This window comes from Blastococcus sp. SYSU DS0533 (assembly GCF_054050775.1).
The window spans coordinates 21,685-39,021 of the sequence record NZ_JBJGZZ010000025.1; the positions used below are offsets into that span (position 1 = coordinate 21,685).

A 17,337-nucleotide genomic window follows, 5' to 3' on the forward strand; every position below is an offset into this window, starting at 1 on the left:
CGTGGGCGGGTGGGTCGAGGGGGATCCGGCGGGCGACCGGCGGTTCCTCGACCTGCCCGCCCCGTTCGAGCTCGAGCGGGGCGGGAGCCTGCCCGGGCTCCGGGTCGCCTACGAGACGTGGGGGACGCTCGCCGCGGACGGCGGCAACGCCGTGCTGGTCGAGCACGCGCTCACCGGCGACAGCCACGTCGTCGGCCCGGCCGGCCCCGGTCACCCGACCCCGGGCTGGTGGGGCGGCGTGGTCGGTCCCGGCGCCGCCCTGGACACCGACCGGTTCTTCGTCGTCTGCGCGAACGTCCTCGGCGGCTGCCAGGGGACGACCGGGCCGTCCACGGCCGCACCGGACGGCCGGCCGTGGGGTGGGCGCTTCCCCGAGGTCACCGTCGGTGACCAGGTGCGCGTCGAGGCGGCGCTCGCCGACGCGCTGGGCGTCCAGCGGTTCGCCGCGGTGGCCGGCGGCTCGATGGGCGGCATGCGGGCGCTGGAGTGGGCGGTCCGGTTCCCCGGCCGGGTGGGGGCGCTGTTCTTCCTCGCCTCCACCGCCGTCGCCTCGGCCGACCAGATCGGCACGCAGACCACGCAGCAGGCCGCCGTGCGGGCCGACCCCCGCTGGCGCGACGGCGATTACCCGCTGGACGACCCGCCGGTGGCGGGCCTCGACGTCGCCCGCCGGATCGCCCACCTCACCTACCGCAGCGCGGGCGAGCTCGAGGCGCGGTTCGGGACCCGCCTGCAGGAGGACGGCCGCTTCGCCGTCGCCTCCTACCTGCAGCACCACGGGGCCAAGCTCGCCGGGCGCTTCGACGCCGGCAGCTACGTGGTGCTCACCCAGGCCATGAACACCTGGGACGTCGGCCGGGGCCGCGGCGGGGTGGAGGCGGCGCTGGCCGGGGTGACGGCCCGCGCGCTCGTCGCCGGCGTGGACAGCGACCGGCTGTACCCGGTCGAGCAGCAGCAGCGGGTGGCCGACGCGCTCGGCGTCCCGCTGCGGCTGATCCGCTCGCCCTACGGCCACGACGGCTTCCTCGTCGAGACCGCCGAGGTCGACGCGCTGCTGCGCGAGCTGATGGCGGGCTGACGCGCACCCGTTCCGTCGCACCCCCGGGTCAGGATGGCACCGTGCCCGCCCCGACGGACCTGCCGATGCTGCCGTTCGCCGACCAGCCCGCCCTCGAGGCCTGGCTGGAAGCCGAGCACGCAACCGCCCCCGGGCTCTACGTGCAGATCGCCCGCAAGGGCTCCGGCATCCCGTCGGTCACCTCCGCGGAGGTCGTCGAGTCGGCGCTGTGCTTCGGCTGGATCGACGGCCGCGGCCAGCGGCTGGACGACTCCTACCACCTGCTGCGCCTCACGCCGCGCCGCCCGCGGAGCGTCTGGTCGCGGAAGAACGTCGCCACCGTGGAGCGGCTGACCGCCGAGGGGCGGATGCGCCCGGCCGGCCTGGCGGCGGTGGCGGCGGCGCAGTCCGACGGCCGGTGGGCGCGCGCCTACCCCGGTCCGGCGACCGCCACGGTGCCCGACGACCTCGCCGCGGCGCTGGACGCCGATCCGGGGGCGCAGGCCGCCTTCGACGCGCTCGGGGGTCAGGACCGCTTCGCGATCCTCTTCCGGGTGCACACCGCCGTCACCCCCGCCGGCCGGGCGAGACGCATCGCAGCCGCCGTGCAGGCGCTCGCCGCCGAGGGGCGGGGCGGGCGCTGAGCGGGCCGCGGGCGAGACTGGCCGGGTGGACGACGACCTCCTGGCGCTGCGCGAGGGCTGCACCCGCTCGCTGACGGGACACGGCACGTGGCGGCCGGCCGACCTGCTGGCCACGGTGCCGCCAGGCACCGTCCCCGACCGGTACGGCGACGGCGGGGTGGTCGCCGAGCTGGAGGCCGAGGTCGCGGAGCTGCTGGGGCTGCCCGCGGCGGTGTACCTGCCCAGCGGGGTCATGGCCCAGCAGGCGGCGCTGCGGGTGCATGCGGACCGGCGCGGCCGGCGCACCGTCGTCTGCCACCCCGAGAGCCACCTGATCCGGCACGAGGAGCAGGCGTTCGAGCGACTGCACGGCATGGTGCTGCGCCCGGCCGGCAACCGCTACCGGCTGCTGCTGCGGGCCGACCTCGACGCCGTGGCCGAGCACCCCGCCGCGCTGCTGGTGGAGCTGCCGCAGCGCGACCTGGGCGGGCCGCTGCCGGCGTGGGACGACCTCGTCGCGCAGGTGGCCTGGGCGCGGGAGCGCGGTGCGGCCGCGCACCTGGACGGCGCCCGGCTGTGGGAGGCCGCCGCCGGCTACGACCGCCCGCCCGCCGAGGTCGCCGGGCTGTTCGACACCGCCTACGTCAGCTTCTACAAGGGCATCGGAGCGCTCGCCGGCTGCTGCCTGGCCGGCCCGGCCGACGTCGTGGCCGAGGTCCGCGAGTGGCGCCGTCGCCTGGGCGGCACGCTGTTCGGCCTCTGGCCGGGCGCGGCTTCGGCGCTCGCCTGCCTGCGACGGCGGCTGCCGCTGATGCCCGCCTACCTGGCGCGCGCCCGCGCGATCGCCGACGCGGTGCGCGACCTCCCCGGCGTCACCGTCGTCCCCGACCCCCCGGAGACGCCGATGCTTCACCTGCTGCTGCGCACCACCCCGGAGGAGTTCACCGCGGCCGCCCGCCGGCTGGCCGCCGACGAGGGGCTGTGGACCTGGCCGCAGGCGGCGGTCACCGGGGACCCCGGCGCCGTCCGGGTCGAGCTGCCGGTGGGCGACGCGACGCTGGCGCTGACCGTCGAGGAGGCGCGGGCGGCGATCGCCGCCCTGGCCGGGGAGTCCTGACGGACGGCGGCTAGCGTCGGTGACCATGGGCTTCGACGTCGCCGCGCTCCGCTCCTGCTTCCCCTCCCTGGCGAGCGGCACCGCGCACTTCGACGGTCCGGGCGGCACCCAGGTGCCCGAGGCCGTGGGCCGGGCGGTCGCCACGACGCTGACCGCGCCGATCAGCAACCGCGGCTCGGTCACCGCCGCCGAACGGTTCGCCGACGAGACGGTGCTGGCCGCGCGCTCGGCGGTGGCCGACCTGCTCGGGGTCGACCCCGCCGGCGTCGTGTTCGGGCGCAGCGCCACGGCGCTCACCTTCGACCTGGCCCGCACGCTCGCCGGCGGCTGGGGCCCGGGCGACGAGGTGGTGGTGACGCGGCTGGACCACGACGCGAACATCCGGCCGTGGGTGGTCGCTGCGGAGGCCGTGGGCGCGACGGTGCGGTGGGCCGCGTTCGACCCGGCCACCGGCGAGCTGACCGCCGACGACGTCGCCGCCGAGCTCTCCGACCGCACCCGCCTGGTGGCGGTCACCGGCGCCTCGAACCTGATCGGCACCCGGCCGCCGATCGAGGAGATCGCCGCACGGGTGCACGCGGTGGGCGCCCTGCTCGTCGTCGACGGCGTGCACCTCACCGCCCACGCCCCCGTCGACGTCCCCGCGCTCGGCGCCGACGTCTACCTCTGCTCGCCGTACAAGTTCCTCGGCCCGCACTGCGGGGTCATGGCCGCCGACCCGGCGCTGCTGGCGACGCTGCACCCGGCGAAGCTGCTGCCGAGCTCGGACGCCGTGCCCGAGCGCTACGAGCTGGGCACGCTGCCCTACGAGCTGCTGGCCGGGACGACCGCCGCCGTGGACTTCCTCGCCGCGCTCGGTGACGGCGGCACCCGGCGAGAGCGGCTCGTCGCGGCGATGACCGCGGTCGAGGACCACGAGGACCGGCTGCGCGAGCGGCTGGAGGCGGGCCTCGCCCCGCTGCCCGGGGTGCGGCTGTGGTCGCGGGCGGCGCACCGCACGCCGACGCTGCTGCTGACCTTCGAGGGGCGGGAGGCCGCCGACGCCTACCGCTTCCTCGCCGAGCACGGCGTCAACGCACCGGCGGGCTCCTTCTACGCGATCGAGGCCAGCCGGTGGCTCGGGCTCGGCGACACCGGCGGGCTGCGGGTGGGCCTGGCCCCCTACAGCGACGCCGCGGACGTCGACCGGCTGGTCACCGGCCTGCGCGAGTGGCTGGCCGGCTGATCAGCTGCCGAGTCGCCGCACCCGCCGCGCGGAGGCGAGCCGGTCGGTGTAGCTGACCGCGTTGCCCTGGATGTGCAGCTGGTCGTCGTCGGTCGCCTCGCGCATCACCTTCGCCGGGACGCCGGCGATGAGCGAGCGGGGCGGGAAGACCTTGCCCTGGGTGACGACGGCGCCGGCGGCCACGATCGAGCCCGAGCCGATGTGGGCGCCGTTCATGACGATGCTGCCCATGCCGACGAGCACGTCGTCGTCGATGCGGGCGCCGTGCAGCACCACCCGGTGCCCCACCGAGACGCGCTCCCCCACCACCAGCGGGAAGCCCCCGTCGGAGTGCAGCGTGCAGCCGTCCTGGATGTTGGAGTCGGCGCCGATCTCGATGACCTCCGTGTCGGCCCGCGCCACCGCGCCGTACCAGATGCTCGACCGCGGGCCCATGGTCACCGCCCCGACGACGACGGCGGTCGGCGCCACGAACGCCTCGTCGTCGATCTGCGGGGAGCCGAACTCCAGGGCACCGATGAAGTTGTCCGTCACACCCCCACCCCAGCACAGCCCCGGACGAGGCGCACGCAGCGGATCCTCGGCAGACTGCGGGCATGCCCGCCGCACCCCTGCCGCCGCTGCCCACGTCGATCGTCGGGAGCCTGCCGCAGCCGGACTGGCTGATCGACCGGGACCGCCTGGCCCACCAGTTCCCGCCCCGGGTGCGGGCCGCGGAGCTGTGGCGCATCCCGCCGGAGCTCCTCGCCGGGGCGCAGGACGACGCGACCCTGCTCGCGATCCGGTCGCAGGAGGAGGCGGGGCTCGACATCGTCACCGACGGCGAGATCCGGCGCGAGTCCTACTCCAACCACTTCGCGACGGCGCTCAGCGGCATCGACGTCGACCACCCCGGGACCATCCTCAACCGGTCAGGCAAGCCGATCCCGGTGCCGCGGGTGGTCGGTGACATCCGCCGGCCGTCCCCGATCCAGGCCGACGACGTCCGCTTCCTGCGGGCGCACACGGACCGGGCCGTGAAGATCACCGTCCCCGGCCCGTTCACGATGGCGCAGCAGGCGCAGGACGAGCACTACGGCGACGGCCGCGCGCTCGCCCTGGCCTACGCCGACGTCGTCCGGGAGGAGATCGCCGACCTGTTCGCGGCGGGCGCCGACATCGTGCAGCTCGACGAGCCCTGGCTGCAGGCCCGCCCCGAGGTGGCCCGGGAGTACGGCGCGGCAGCGGTGACCCGCGCGGTCGAGGGCGCTCCCGGGCCGGTGCACCTGCACCTGTGCTTCGGGTACGCGGCGATGGTCTCCCAACGGCCCGAGGGCTACTCGTTCCTGCCCGAGCTGGCCGACACCCCCGTGGACACGGTCGCCGTGGAGACGGCGCAGTCCCACCTCGACCCGGCCACGCTGCGCCCGCTCCGGGCCAAGGGCATCGCGCTCGGGGTCCTCGACCTGTCCACCCCCGAGGTGGAGCGGCCGGAGGTCGTCGCCGGGCGCGTGCGGCGCGCGCTGGACGACGTGGACGTCGACCGGCTCGTGCTCACCAGCGACTGCGGGCTGAAGTACCTGCCCCGGGAGTCCGCCGCGGGCAAGATGCGGTCCCTCGCCCGAGCCGCGGAGATCCTGCGGGCCGAGCTCTAGATCAGGCCGTGCGCGTGCACCGCCTCTGCCACCTGCAGGAAGCCGGCCACGTTGGCACCCAGGACCAGGTCGCCCGGTGAGCCGTACTCCTCGGCGGTCTCGTGGCAGCGGGCGTGGATGCCCCGCATGATCTCCTCGAGCCGGGCCTCGCTGTGCTCGAAGGTCCAGCGGTCGCGGGAGGCGTTCTGCTGCATCTCCAGCGCGGAGGTCGCCACCCCGCCGGCGTTGGCCGCCTTGCCGGGGGCGAAGGCGACGCCGGCGTCGCGGAAGGCCTTCACCGCCGACGGCGTCGCCGGCATGTTGGCGCCCTCCACCACGTACCGGCAGCCGTTGCGGGCCAGGGTCCCCGCGGCGTCGCCGTCGAGCTCGTTCTGCGTCGCGCTGGGGATGGCCACGTCGCAGGGGACGTCCCAGATGCTCCCGTCCGCCACGAAGCTCGCCGAGCCGCGGCGCTCGGCGTAGTCGGAGATCCGGCCGCGCTCGACCTCCTTGACCTGCTTGAGCAGATCCAGGTCGATGCCCTTCTCGTCGAGGACGTAGCCGCCGGAGTCCGAGCAGGCGACGACGGTCCCGCCGAGCTGGTGGACCTTCTCGATGGCGTACACCGCGACGTTGCCCGAGCCGCTGACCACCACCCGACGGCCGTCGAAGGACTCACCGCGCGCCTTCATCATCGCGTCGGCGAAGAAGGCCGCCCCGTACCCGGTGGCCTCGGTGCGCACCAGGGCGCCGCCCCAGCCCAGGCCTTTGCCGGTGAGGACGCCGGACTCGTAGCGGTTGGTGATCCGCTTGTACTGGCCGAACAGGTAGCCGATCTCGCGCGCACCGACCCCGATGTCGCCGGCGGGCACGTCGGTGTACTCGCCCAGGTGCCGGTAGAGCTCGGTCATGAACGACTGGCAGAACCGCATGATCTCGGCGTCCGACCGCCCCTTCGGGTCGAAGTCGGAACCGCCCTTGCCGCCGCCGATGGGCATGCCGGTCAGCGCGTTCTTGAAGATCTGCTCGAACCCGAGGAACTTGACGATGCCGAGGTTCACCGAGGGGTGGAAGCGCAGCCCGCCCTTGTAGGGCCCCAGCGCGGAGTTGAACTCCACCCGGAAGCCCCGGTTGATCCAGACCTCGCCCCGGTCGTCCTGCCACGGCACGCGGAAGATGATCTGCCGCTCCGGCTCGCAGATCCGCTCGACCGTCTTCATCTCGGTGTACTCGCGGTGCCGGTCCAGGACGACGGCCAGCGACTCCAGCACCTCGCGGACGGCCTGGTGGAACTCCGTCTCACCGGGGTTCCGGCGCAGCACCTCGTCGTAGATCCCCCGGACGGTCTCCGGTACCTCGCCGCTCATCGGGTGCCTCCTCGTGCCGGTCGCTGGTCCCCCCGAAACGTACGTCGGCCGCGGCAGGACGGCGGCTCGGGGTCGGGCGGCGGGGCCAGCCGTTGGGCGGCGGGGGTCAGCCGGTGGGGCGGACGCCGAACCGTAAGCCGCCCTGGTCGACCGAGGTGACCGACAGCGGCGTCCCGTAGGTGCGGGCGTGCACGATCATCCCGTTGCCGATGTAGAGCGCGACGTGGCTGATCGGCGTGTAGTAGAAGACCAGGTCGCCGGGCTGCAGCTCCCCGCGGGAGAGCTGCGGGCCGATCTTCGACTGGCCGCCGCTGGTGCGCGGGAGGGTGATGCCGGCGGCGGCGTACGCGTAGGAGGTCAGCCCGGAGCAGTCGAAGGCGTCCGGGCCGGTGGCACCCCGCCGGTAGGGGGCGCCCACCTGGGCGAGCGCCACCTGGATGGCGGTCGCCGCAGCGCTGCCGGGCGCGACCGGCAGCTCGGCGACCGACGGCGCGGCCAGCTTCGGACCGGCGACCATGGTGGAGACCCGGTCCTGCTCGGCCGCGGAGAGCCGGGCGTAGTCCGACTGGTACCGGGCGGCCCGTCGCTCCACCTCCGCCTCCTGGGCCTGCAGCTCGGCGAGGCCTGCCTGCGCGGTGGCGGCGGCCTGGTCGGCGGCGAGCTGGGCCTCGTCAGCGGCGGCGCGGGCGGCGGCCACCTGCGTGATGACCGAGTTGGTGTGCGTGGCGATCATGTCCAGCGTCGTCATCTGCTGGACGAGCTCGTCCGCGGAGTCGCTGGTGAGGAAGGCGGCGACCCGGGACTGCGCCTGCCCGGTGAAGCTGCTCTGCACGATGGCCCGGATCTGCGGCTCGTGGACGGCGAGCGCCTCCCGCGCGGCGCGGGCCTGCTCCGCGGCGGCCGCGGCGGCCCGCTGGTGCGAGGCGACGATCTCCTCGGCCTCGTGCACCTGCGCCTCGATGGCGGTCAGCTGCTGGGCGGCCTCCGCCATCAGCCCCGCCGCCTCGGCCACCGAACCGGGGTCGGCATGGGCCGCGGTCTGGGGGAGGAGCGCCGTCGCCGCCACCACCGCGGCGCCGACCGCGAGGACGGCACGCGAGCGGCGTCGGGGAGTCGTGTGCTGCGCGTGCACCCTGGCCTCCGATCACCTGCGCCGGGCCCGGGGAAGGGGCCGCAACCATGCGCGTCGAAACGGAACGTAGGGATGCGGTGCCGGCAAGTAGCGGGGGCACGCGGGTGTGCCGATGGCGGGCTCACCCCGCGCGTCACATGAGTCCCACGAGCGCGCCGGCGTCCCGGCGGTGGGGCTCAGCGCCGGCGCGGCCCGGCGGCGGTGCCGTCGGGGAGGCGGTCGGGTGCCAGCGGGACCAGACGGTCGGCCACGGCGCCGGTGACGAGGGAGTAGACGACCTTGTGGGCGACGTCGACGACCTGGTCGCGGCGGGACCAGGTCCACGGCGGGGCGCCGACGCCGGTGGCGTTCTCCAGCGTCTGGTCGGTGGCCAGCCGGACAGAGGCGTGCCAGGCCGACGCGCGGACGCCGCGCAGCCCGCTGGCGGCCCAGATGCCGCGCAGGGCACCGACGGCGGCTCCGGTGCCCCAGTGCATGAGGTGGTTGCGGACGGGCGGGCGGGCGGAGCCCGGCAGCCGCCGCCCGGTGCCGAGCGCTGTGAGCGTGCGGGCGGGGACGTAGCTGTCCGGCCGGTGCGTGACGGCCTGCTCGAGCTTCTCGCCGAGCGTCATCACGGCGACCCCGGCGAGGCCGGCCACAGCACCCCGCAGGGCAGCGCGTCCCATCATGGGCCCCGCACTACCCCGCCGGCGACGGGATGGAACGGCCCCCTCGCAGGGTCCCGGCCCGAGCGGAGCGAGGGTCGGGGGGCGAGGGGGTCCATCACTCACCCGGCGAGGGGCTCCTGCACCTCGAGGCCGGCGAGCGCCTGGAAGTCGCGCAGGATGCCGGAGAGCTCCTCGGAGGTCCACGGCTCGCAGCAGTCGCAGCCACCCTCGCGGAAGCTGACCAGGCCGATGGAGCCCCCTGCCTGGTCCTCGGCGATGGCGAGGTGACCGGCGGAGGGGTGGCGGTGGCAGGTGCAGCCGGCGGCGCAGAGGCCGAGGCCCCAGCCGGAGATGACGACGGTGTGCCCGTCGTCGCGAACCTTGCCCACCTGGAAGACGGACGGCTTGCGACTCCTGGTCACGGAGTCCTCCCCTCGACAGCCCCGTGGGAGCGGGGCTCGCGTGCGGTACTCGGTTGTTCGAGCCAGTAGATGTTTCGGCAGCACCCGCGGTCGGGTAAAGCACTCCGTCGGCTCTGATACCGCAACCGAGCGTAGTTCGACGAATACAGGTCGTCGCCGTCAGTTTCCGCCAGGGTGCGCGAGATCCACTTGGCGGAACTGTGACGGACCGACCCCGACCCGCCGTGGAGTCAGCTCGCGGGGCTGACGCTGCTCATGTTGAAGTCGGGCACGCGCAACGCCGGCATCGCCGTCCGGGTGAACCAGTCGTTCCACTCGCGCGGGAGGGTGCGCTCGGTGACCCCCGCCTCGACGGCCCGGCCGAGGAGGTCGACGGGTGACTCGTTGAAGCGGAAGTTGTTCACCGCGCCGGTCACCTCGCCGCCCTCGACGAGGAACACCCCGTCCCGGGTCAGGCCGGTGAGCAGCAGGGTCTGCGGGTCGACCTCGCGGATGTACCACAGCGTGGTGAGCAGCAGGCCCCGGTCGGTGGCGGCGACCATCTCGTCCTGCGTCGTCGTGGCGCCGGGCAGCTCGAGCAGGAGGTTGTCGACGGCGGCCGTGGCCGGGGACGTGGTCTTCAGCGCCCACGCCCGCGGCCGGACCAGGTTGGTGAGGACCCCGCCCGAGATCCAGTCCACCGCCGGCGTCGCCATGCCGTTGTCGAAGACCGAGGCCGCACCGGACGAGGCGCCCACCACCTGGAACGGCGCCGCCTCCAACCCGGGGGCGTGCGGGTCGCTGCGCAGCGTCAGCGGCAGCGTGGCGAGCCGGTCCCCCGTGCGGTTGCCCCCGCCCGGGCGGGCGAAGACGTTGCGGCCCTCGTCGGCGTCGCGCGCCTCCATGGTCCAGTAGAGGTAGATCATCAGGTCCGCGACGGCCGACGGCGGCAGCAACGTCTCGTACCGGCCGGCCGGCAGCTCCACCTGGCGCTGCGACCAGGACAGCTTCTGCCGGACGTCGGCGGCGAGCGCGGCGACCGAGACGTCGGCGAAGTCCCGGGTGCCCGTCCCCGCCCACACCGACCGGCCGAAGTCGGGGGTCTTGCCGTTGAGCTCCACCCGCCCGGCGGGCTGGTCGTGCCGCAGCCGCAGGCCGGTGGAGCTGCCCAGGTAGGTGGTGCGCATCGAGTGCTCGGCGAAGCCGAAGAGCAGCTCGCCGCGGTCGCGGGCCTCGCCGAAGGCCTGGCCCAGCGCCGGCGCGAACTCCGCGAAGACCTCGATCGAGGTCTCCGCCGGATCCGCGTCCCAGTCCCCCGCACCGGGCGGCGTGTCGGCGACCAGCGGCATCGCGTCCTCGGCCGGGCCGGCGTCCCGGGCGGCCTGCTCGCTGGCCGCCACCAGCGCGGCGACGTCCGGCGTGCCCGAGCGGCTCACGGTGCCCGCGGCCATCCCGGCGCCGCCGTCGACGAAGGAGACCACGACGACCGAGCGCGAGCGCATCGCCCCGTTGGTGGTGAGGCTGTTGGCGGCCCACCTCAGGTTCGCCTCGGACCCCTCGACGACGAACGCGACCTGCCCGTCGGCGGTGGAGGCGGCCAGCGCCTGCTCGACGACCTCCTGCGGACGCTGGAACCGGCTCATCGCCCGGCCTCCTCGACGGTGTTGAGGATGGTCACGCCCTCGAACAGGGCGGTGGGGCAGCCGTGGCTCACCGCCGCGGTCTGGCCGGGCTGCGCCTTGCCGCAGTTGAACGCCCCGCCCAGGACGTAGGTCTGCGGGCCCCCGACCGCGCGCATGGAGCCCCAGAAGTCCGTCGTCGTCGCCTGGTAGGCGACGTCGCGCACCTGCCCGGCGAGCCGGCCGCCCTCGATCCGGTAGAAGCGCTGGCCGGTGAACTGGAAGTTGTAGCGCTGCATGTCGATCGACCAGCTCTTGTCGCCGACGACGTAGATCCCGCGCTCGACCCCGCCGATGATCTCCTCGGTGCCCGGCCCGTCCGGCGCCGGCTGCAGCGACACGTTGGCCATGCGCTGCAGCGGGACGTGACCGGGCGAGTCGGCGTAGGCGCAGCCGTTGGAGCGGGCCATCCCTCCCAGCCGGGCCGTGTTCCGGTCCACCTGGTAGCCGACGAGGACGCCGCCCTCCACGATGTCCCACTGCTGGGCGGCGACGCCCTCGTCGTCCCAGCCGACGGTGGCCAGGCCGTGCAGGGCGGTGCGGTCCCCGGTGACGTGCATGATCGGCGAGCCGTACCTCAGCGAGCCCAGCTTGTCGGGCGTGGCGAACGACGTCCCGGCGTAGGCCGCCTCGTAGCCCAGCGCCCGGTCCAGCTCGGTGGCGTGCCCGATGGACTCGTGGATGGTCAGCCACAGGTTCGAGGGGTCGACGACGAGGTCGTACCGGCCGGCCTGCACCGACGGGGCCTTGGTCTTCTCACGCAGCAGCTCGGGGATCTCCGCGAGCTCGGCGCGCCAGTCCCAGCCGGTGCCGGTGAGGTACTCCCAGCCACGGCCGGCCGGCGGGGCGAGGGTGCGCATGCTCTCGAAGGATCCGGTGGCCCGGTCCACGGCGAGCGCGGTCAGGTCGGGGTTGACGCGCACCCGCTGCTGCCGGGTTCGGGTGCCGGCGGTGTCGGCGTAGTACTTCTGCTCCTTGACCAGCATGCAGGTGGCCTGCACGTGCTCGACGCCGTCGCCGGCCAGCAGCTGCTCGGACAGCTCGGTGAGCAGCGCCGTCTTCTCGGCGTCCGGCACGGTGAACGGGTCGACGTCGTACGCGGAGACGTACTCGGCGTCCGGGTGGACCGGTTCCGGCGCCAGCTCCACGCGGTCGGAGTTGAGGGCGGCCGCCACGCGCGCCACGGCCACGGCCTCCTCGGCGAGCCGGACGGCCTCGGCCGCGGTGAGGACGACGCCGGCGGCGAACCCCCAGGTGCCCTCGAACACCACGCGGACGGCCAGCCCGAGGTCCTCCCCGTCGGTGAATGCCTCGGGCCGGGCGTCGCGCAGGCTGATCGTCTGCGTGCGGATGCGCTCGACCCGCAGGTCGGCGTGCGAGCAGCCCAGGTCGAGTGCGCGGGTCAGCGCGGCGTCGGTCAGCGCGGACAGCGGGAGCGCGAGGAAGGTCTCGTCGATCGTGCGGGTTCCGGGCACTCCGCCTGTCTACCAGCGCCCGCGCCCACGGGTGAGCCGGGAACCCCCGGGTAAGCGCCTGCGCATGGACCCGGCGGCGGACGACGTGACCATGACCTTCGGCGGCAACGCCACGATGCTGCTGCGCATCGGTGGGTTCACCCTGCTCACCGACCCGAACTTCCTGCACCGCGGCCAGCGCGCGCACCTCGGGTACGGGCTGCGGAGCAAGCGGCTCACCGACCCGGCGCTGCTGCCCACCCAGCTGCCCGAGCTCGACGGCATCCTGCTCTCGCACATGCACGGCGACCACTGGGACCGGATCGCCACGCGATCGCTCCCGAAGGAGACGCCCGTCGTCACGACGCCGGAGGCCGCGGGGTGCCTGGCCGACCGTGGCTTCACCGGCACCGCCGACCTGCGCCCGTGGCAGACGCACACCTTCTCCCGCGACGACGCGGTGCTGCGGGTGACGTCGGTGCCGGGCGTGCACGGCCCGGGCCCGCTGGCCCGGGTGCTGCCCCAGGTGATGGGCAGCGTGCTGGAACTGGTGCGCGACGGCGAGGTGGGCTGGCGGGGCTACATCAGCGGCGACACCCTCTACCGGCCGTTCCTGGGCGAGGTGCTGGAGCGCTGCGGCCCGCTCGACGTCGTCATCCCCCACCTGGGCGGCACCAAGGTGCTGGGCCTCACCGTCACGATGGACGGTCGGCAGGGCGCCGACCTGGTCGAGCTGCTGAGGCCACCGGTGACCGTGCCGGTGCACTACGACGACTACGCGGTCTTCGCCTCCCCGCTGGGCGACTTCGTCGCCGAGGTCGCCCGGCGCAGGCTGCCCGGTACGGTGCGGCCCGCCCACCGGGGGGAGACGATCAGCCTCCGCGCATGACGGCCCGGCGCCGGGTGACGCCGGGCCGCCCCGGGGCTCGGCGGGCGAGCAGCTCGTCCAGCTTCTCGTAGCCCTCGTCCACGCGGACCTCCATGCCGCTGGCCAGCACGGCGTCGCGGTCGGCGGAGGAGTCGCACAGCGAGGTGGGGACGAGCCGGGTCCGGCCGCCGCCGAGGTCCTCCAAGCGGAGCTTCTCGAGCGCGACGCCCTCGGGCCAGCCCTCGTAGGTGGAGGTCTGCGCGATCAGCTCGTCCGGCCGGACCTCGTGGAAGCTGCCGTGGAAGCCGTGCTCCTCGCAGCCCTGCACGTGGACGTACGGTAGGAGCCGCCGGCCCGGCCGTCGTAGTGGTCGATCCGCATCTCCAGCCCCCGGGGGCCGAGCCACCGGACGGCCAGGTCGGGTCGACGTGGGCGCGGACGACCTTCTCGCGGGGGCGTCGAACTCCCGCGTGATCCACGGTGGTGCCGCGCGCTGACGGCGCCCTGCCCGACGCTCGCCGGGTGGCGGTGGCGATGCCCGCGGGTGTGGACCGGCCCGGGGCCATGCTGGCGGAGCTGCAGTTCAGCCCGCGGCGAGCCGGGCGGCGCGGGCGGCGACGTCGCTGCGCAGGGCGTCGACGTCGACGGTGGTCGAGGCGCCGTCCCGGACGACGGGGCGGCCGCCCACCCAGACGTCGCGCACGTGCCGGCCGGCGCCGGACCAGACGAGGTGGGCCAGCACGTCCGCGGGGTCACCGACGGGCTCGAAGACCAGGTCGCGGGTGTCGACGTGCACCAGGTCGGCCCGCCGCCCGGAGGCGAGCTGCCCGAGGTCCGGCCGGCCGATCGCGTCGGCGGCGCCGCCGGTGGCCAGCCAGAAGGCCTCCGCGGCGGTCAGGGCGGTCGCCGACCGCTCCCGCAGCCGCGCCAGGCCGGCCGCCAGCCGCAGGTCGGCCAGGAGGTCCAGGGAGTCGTTGGACGCCGGCCCGTCGGTGCCCAGGCCCACCCGGATGCCGCGGTCGAGCATCGGGCGCAGCGGCGCGGTCCCGCTGGCGAGCTTGGCGTTGCTCACCGGGCAGTGGGCGACCGCCACGCCGAACTCCTGCCACAGCTCCAGGTCGCCGTCGTCCAGGTGCACGCAGTGGGCGGCCAGGACGCGGCCGCCGAGCACGTCGTAGGACGCGAGCAGGGCCGGCACCGACAGCCCGTGCGTCGCCAGCAGGTCGGCGCCCTCGGTCGCGGTCTCGGCGACGTGGAGGTGCAGCAGCAGGTCGTGCTCGCGTGCGGCGCGGGCGGCGTCGGCGAGCACCGGGAGGGGCACGGTGTAGGCCGCGTGCGGCCCGATGCCGTACTCGACGGTGCCGTCGGCGGGCGCTCCGGCGGCGAGGGCGACGGCGGCGTCGAGCTGCTCGGCCACCGGCGGCATGCCGGGCAGGGGCAGCAGCGGGGTGGCGATCACCGAACGAGCGCCGGTCGTGGTGACGGCGGCGGCGATCCGCTCGGGGTGGAAGTACATCTCGACGCTGGTGGTGATGCCGTTGCCCAGCATCTCCGCCGACGCCGCCGTCATGGCGACCTCGACGTCCTCGGGCGTGAGGCGGGCCTCGCGCGGCCACATGACCTCCCGCAGCCAGCGGTCCAGCGGCAACCCCTCCCCCTGGCCGCGGAACAGCACCATCGCGGCGTGCGAGTGGGCGTTGACCAGGCCCGGGGTGAGGACGCCGGGCAGCGCGACGACCTCGGCGTCCCCCTGCGGCGGCGCCTCCGCGGCCGGGCCCGCCCAGGCGATCGCGCCGTCGGCGACGTCGAGGACACCGTCGGGGACCACCGTCCCCGCGCGGTCGCCGACGACGAGGGCCCGGGCGGTGAAGCGCTGCCGCATGGTTGCCGAACCTAGCTCCGCCCCGGTCCGGGGGCGCGGCGGCGGGCCGGGGCCGCCGATACCGTGGGGTCCATGTCCTTCCTCGCCGCCGCATCCTCCGACGAGGGGGGCATCACCGGCTTCCTGCTCGACCTGGTCGAGACGCTCGGCCCCCTCGGGGTGGGCCTGTCGATCCTGCTCGAGACCGTCGTCCCGCCGATCCCCAGCGAGGCGGTCCTCGGCCTCGCCGGCGTGCTGATCAACGACGGCCGGATGTCGATCGTCCCGGTCATCGTCTTCGCCACCCTCGGATCGCTCCTGGGAGCGATCTTCTTCTACTACCTCGGGATGGCCCTGGGCCCCCGCCGGTCGCACGCCTTTCTCGACCGGCTGCCCCTGGTGGAGACCGAGGACGTCGACAAGACCTTCGCCTGGTTCGAGCGGCACGGCCGCGCCGCGGTCTTCTTCGGCCGGATGGTGCCGATCGTGCGCAGCTTCATCTCGGTGCCCGCCGGGGTGGTGCGGATGCCGTTCTGGCAGTTCCTCCTGTTCACCGCCGCCGGCAGCCTCATCTGGAACGCCGTCCTGATCACCCTGGGCGTGGCGGCCGGCGACTTCATCCAGGAGAACCTGCGCTACCTGGACTACGCCCTGGTCGTCGCCGTCGTGCTGGCCGTGGGGTGGTTCGTCTACAAGAAGGCCACCGGCAAGCTGCGCCGCCCGCCGGACGCCGGGAAGCACCTGGACGAGCACTGGGACCCGACGTCGTGACCCGGCACCGTCCCGAGGTCGTGGCGTTCGACGTCAACGAGACGCTGCTGGACCTGGCACCGGTCCGGGCCGCGCTGGTGGAGCTGGGCGAGCCGGCGCCCCTGCTGGGCACGATCTTCGCCCGCACGCTGCTCACCGGCTTCGCGGCGGCCGCCGTCGGTTCGTGGTGCCGGTTCCGGGACGCCTTCGACGCCGCGCTCGCGCAGGAGAGCGCGCTCTCGGCCGACCAGCGCGCGAGCGTGGCGGACGCCTTCGGGGAGCTGTCACCGCACCCCGACGTGGAGCCCGCCCTGCGCCGGCTGACCGAGGCCGGGGTGCGGGTGGTCACGCTGTCGCACGGCTCGCCCGGCGTGGCGGAGGCGGGCCTGGAGCGGGGCGGCATCACGCCGCTGGTGGAGCGCAGCATGACCAGCGAGACCATCCGCGCCTGGAAGCCCTCGCGCGAGGTGTACCTGTGGGCGGCGGGCCTCTGCGACGTGACGCCGGAGCGGATGGCGCTGGTGGCCTCGCACGGCTGGGACGTGTTGGGGGCGCGGCGGGCCGGCCTCACCGGCGCCTGGTTCCCGCGCAGCGAGCGGGTGTTCCCGGCGGTGTACGGGGAGCCCGACGTGGCCGGGGCCGACCTCGCCGGCGCGGTCGACGGCCTGCTGGCCCTCCCGCCCCGGTGACCGCGCTCGACATCGATACGCCGCACGGCCCGGCCCGCGCCCACCTGACCGACGGCGGCTCCCTCGGGACCCTGCTGCTCGGCCACGGGGCCGGCGGCGGGGTGGAGTCGGCGGACCTGGTGGCGGTGGCCCGCGACGCCGCCGAGGGCGGGTGGCGCGTGCTGCGGGTCGAGCAGCCGTGGCGGGTGGCGGGCAGGAGGATCGCCCCCGCACCGGCGCGCCTGGACGAGGGCTGGCGGGCGGTGGTGGCCCACCTGTCGGGCACCGGCCACCTGACCGGGGCGCTGGTCGTCGGTGGGCGCAGCGCCGGGGCCCGCGTCGCCTGCCGCACCGCGACGCAGGTCGACGCCGACGGCGTGCTGACGCTGGCGTTCCCGTTGCACCCGCCCGGCCGGCCCGAGAAGAGCCGCGCGGCCGAGCTCGCCTCCGTCACCGCGCCCGTCGTGGTGGTGCAGGGGGAGACCGACGCGTTCGGCGCTCCCGCCGAGGTGGCCGCCGTCCTCGCCGGCCGGGCGAACGCGTCGGTGTACGCCGTCCCGGGCGACCACGCGCTGAAGAAGAACCCCGACCTCGTCGGCGCGGCCGCCGCCTCCTGGCTCACGGAGGTCATCACCGGCTGACCGGCGGATCAGAACGGTGGTGGGTGCTCCGCCGGGTTCGCGGGGTCCGGTGGTGGTTGCGGTGGTGTGGTGAGGACGCGGTAGCCCGGTGGGCGGGTGGTGCGGGGGACGCCGCTGGGGGTGATGACGGTGAGCACGCCGTCGTCGTCGAGGGTGTGGGTCCAGCCGGGGGCGAAGGTCGTGAGCCGGTGGTGGTGGCGGCACAGGCAGCACAGGTTCTGGCAGGCGGTGGCG

The 17,337-nt window shown here is 75.2% G+C and carries 18 protein-coding genes and 1 pseudogene; 9 read left to right on the top strand and 10 right to left on the bottom strand.

Annotated features, from left to right (window positions below):
- Position 1: 1 nt before the first annotated feature.
- Genes metX through ACI79W_RS19675 form a run of 4 tightly spaced genes read left to right on the top strand, consistent with a single transcriptional unit; the run spans position 2 to position 4,022 of the window.
- Positions 2–1,078, top strand: coding sequence for a homoserine O-acetyltransferase MetX (gene metX, locus ACI79W_RS19660; protein WP_456563768.1), 1,077 nt, complete (start codon positions 2–4; stop codon positions 1,076–1,078).
- Positions 1,079–1,119: 41 nt separating this feature from the next.
- Complete coding sequence (locus ACI79W_RS19665) at positions 1,120–1,701, top strand: YdeI/OmpD-associated family protein (protein WP_456563769.1); 582 nt, start codon at positions 1,120–1,122, stop codon at positions 1,699–1,701.
- A 25-nt stretch (positions 1,702–1,726) separates the two neighbouring features.
- Positions 1,727–2,797 (top strand): threonine aldolase family protein, encoded by a 1,071-nt coding sequence (locus ACI79W_RS19670; RefSeq protein WP_456563770.1) that lies wholly within the window; start codon positions 1,727–1,729, stop codon positions 2,795–2,797.
- Between the two features lie 25 nt (positions 2,798–2,822).
- The gene (locus ACI79W_RS19675) at positions 2,823–4,022 is read left to right on the top strand and encodes a cysteine desulfurase-like protein (protein ID WP_456563771.1); all 1,200 of its coding nucleotides are present in this window, start codon (positions 2,823–2,825) and stop codon (positions 4,020–4,022) included.
- On the opposite strand, the gene ACI79W_RS19680 is transcribed toward ACI79W_RS19675, so the two are convergent.
- Positions 4,023–4,556 (bottom strand): gamma carbonic anhydrase family protein, encoded by a 534-nt coding sequence (locus ACI79W_RS19680; protein ID WP_456563772.1) that lies wholly within the window; start codon positions 4,554–4,556, stop codon positions 4,023–4,025.
- Positions 4,557–4,618: 62 nt separating this feature from the next.
- Here ACI79W_RS19680 and ACI79W_RS19685 point away from each other — a divergent pair, with 62 nt between their 5' ends.
- Entirely contained in the window at positions 4,619–5,656 is a 1,038-nt protein-coding gene (locus ACI79W_RS19685; RefSeq protein ID WP_456563773.1) for a 5-methyltetrahydropteroyltriglutamate--homocysteine methyltransferase, read from the top strand.
- Here ACI79W_RS19685 and gdhA read toward each other — a convergent pair.
- From gdhA to ACI79W_RS19715, 6 genes are all read right to left on the bottom strand, one after another.
- Positions 5,653–7,002, bottom strand: a complete 1,350-nt coding sequence (gene gdhA / locus ACI79W_RS19690; protein WP_456563774.1) for an NADP-specific glutamate dehydrogenase — start codon at positions 7,000–7,002, stop codon at positions 5,653–5,655. The two genes, ACI79W_RS19685 and gdhA, sit on opposite strands and share 4 nt — an antisense overlap.
- A gap of 106 nt (positions 7,003–7,108) precedes the next feature.
- Positions 7,109–8,134 (bottom strand): C40 family peptidase, encoded by a 1,026-nt coding sequence (locus tag ACI79W_RS19695; RefSeq protein ID WP_456563775.1) that lies wholly within the window; start codon positions 8,132–8,134, stop codon positions 7,109–7,111.
- A 176-nt stretch (positions 8,135–8,310) separates the two neighbouring features.
- Positions 8,311–8,799: a hypothetical protein gene (locus ACI79W_RS19700; protein ID WP_456563776.1), complete on the bottom strand. Its 489-nt coding sequence runs from the start codon at positions 8,797–8,799 to the stop codon at positions 8,311–8,313.
- A gap of 101 nt (positions 8,800–8,900) precedes the next feature.
- Entirely contained in the window at positions 8,901–9,203 is a 303-nt protein-coding gene (locus tag ACI79W_RS19705; protein WP_456563777.1) for a hypothetical protein, read from the bottom strand.
- Positions 9,204–9,433: 230 nt separating this feature from the next.
- Positions 9,434–10,825: a metallopeptidase TldD-related protein gene (locus ACI79W_RS19710; RefSeq protein ID WP_456563778.1), complete on the bottom strand. Its 1,392-nt coding sequence runs from the start codon at positions 10,823–10,825 to the stop codon at positions 9,434–9,436.
- The gene (locus tag ACI79W_RS19715) at positions 10,822–12,336 is read right to left on the bottom strand and encodes a TldD/PmbA family protein (RefSeq protein WP_456563779.1); all 1,515 of its coding nucleotides are present in this window, start codon (positions 12,334–12,336) and stop codon (positions 10,822–10,824) included. The genes ACI79W_RS19710 and ACI79W_RS19715 overlap by 4 nt, the downstream gene beginning before the upstream one ends.
- Before the next feature lie 64 nt (positions 12,337–12,400).
- Between ACI79W_RS19715 and ACI79W_RS19720 the strand changes: the two genes are divergently transcribed.
- Complete coding sequence (locus ACI79W_RS19720) at positions 12,401–13,204, top strand: MBL fold metallo-hydrolase (protein ID WP_456563780.1); 804 nt, start codon at positions 12,401–12,403, stop codon at positions 13,202–13,204.
- Here the strand turns inward: ACI79W_RS19720 and ACI79W_RS19725 are convergent.
- On the bottom strand, positions 13,188–13,511 hold the full coding sequence (locus ACI79W_RS19725) for an SRPBCC domain-containing protein (protein WP_456563781.1): 324 nt from the start codon (positions 13,509–13,511) through the stop codon (positions 13,188–13,190). The two genes, ACI79W_RS19720 and ACI79W_RS19725, sit on opposite strands and share 17 nt — an antisense overlap.
- A gap of 255 nt (positions 13,512–13,766) precedes the next feature.
- Positions 13,767–15,065, bottom strand: a complete 1,299-nt coding sequence (locus ACI79W_RS19730; RefSeq protein WP_456563782.1) for an amidohydrolase family protein — start codon at positions 15,063–15,065, stop codon at positions 13,767–13,769.
- A 72-nt stretch (positions 15,066–15,137) separates the two neighbouring features.
- Between ACI79W_RS19730 and ACI79W_RS19735 the strand changes: the two genes are divergently transcribed.
- From ACI79W_RS19735 to ACI79W_RS19745, 3 genes are read left to right on the top strand one after another with little or no spacing between them, the layout of a single operon-like run.
- A complete protein-coding gene (locus tag ACI79W_RS19735; RefSeq protein WP_456563783.1) occupies positions 15,138–15,815 on the top strand; it encodes a DedA family protein in 678 nt (225 codons plus the stop codon).
- On the top strand, positions 15,812–16,483 hold the full coding sequence (locus tag ACI79W_RS19740) for an HAD-IA family hydrolase (protein WP_456563784.1): 672 nt from the start codon (positions 15,812–15,814) through the stop codon (positions 16,481–16,483). The genes ACI79W_RS19735 and ACI79W_RS19740 overlap by 4 nt, the downstream gene beginning before the upstream one ends.
- On the top strand, positions 16,480–17,103 hold the full coding sequence (locus ACI79W_RS19745; RefSeq protein ID WP_456563785.1) for an alpha/beta hydrolase family protein: 624 nt from the start codon (positions 16,480–16,482) through the stop codon (positions 17,101–17,103). Before ACI79W_RS19740 ends, ACI79W_RS19745 begins: the two co-directional genes overlap by 4 nt.
- Positions 17,104–17,111: 8 nt before the next feature.
- Here ACI79W_RS19745 and ACI79W_RS19750 read toward each other — a convergent pair.
- A pseudogene (locus tag ACI79W_RS19750) lies at positions 17,112–17,337 on the bottom strand (HNH endonuclease); the annotation flags it as partial.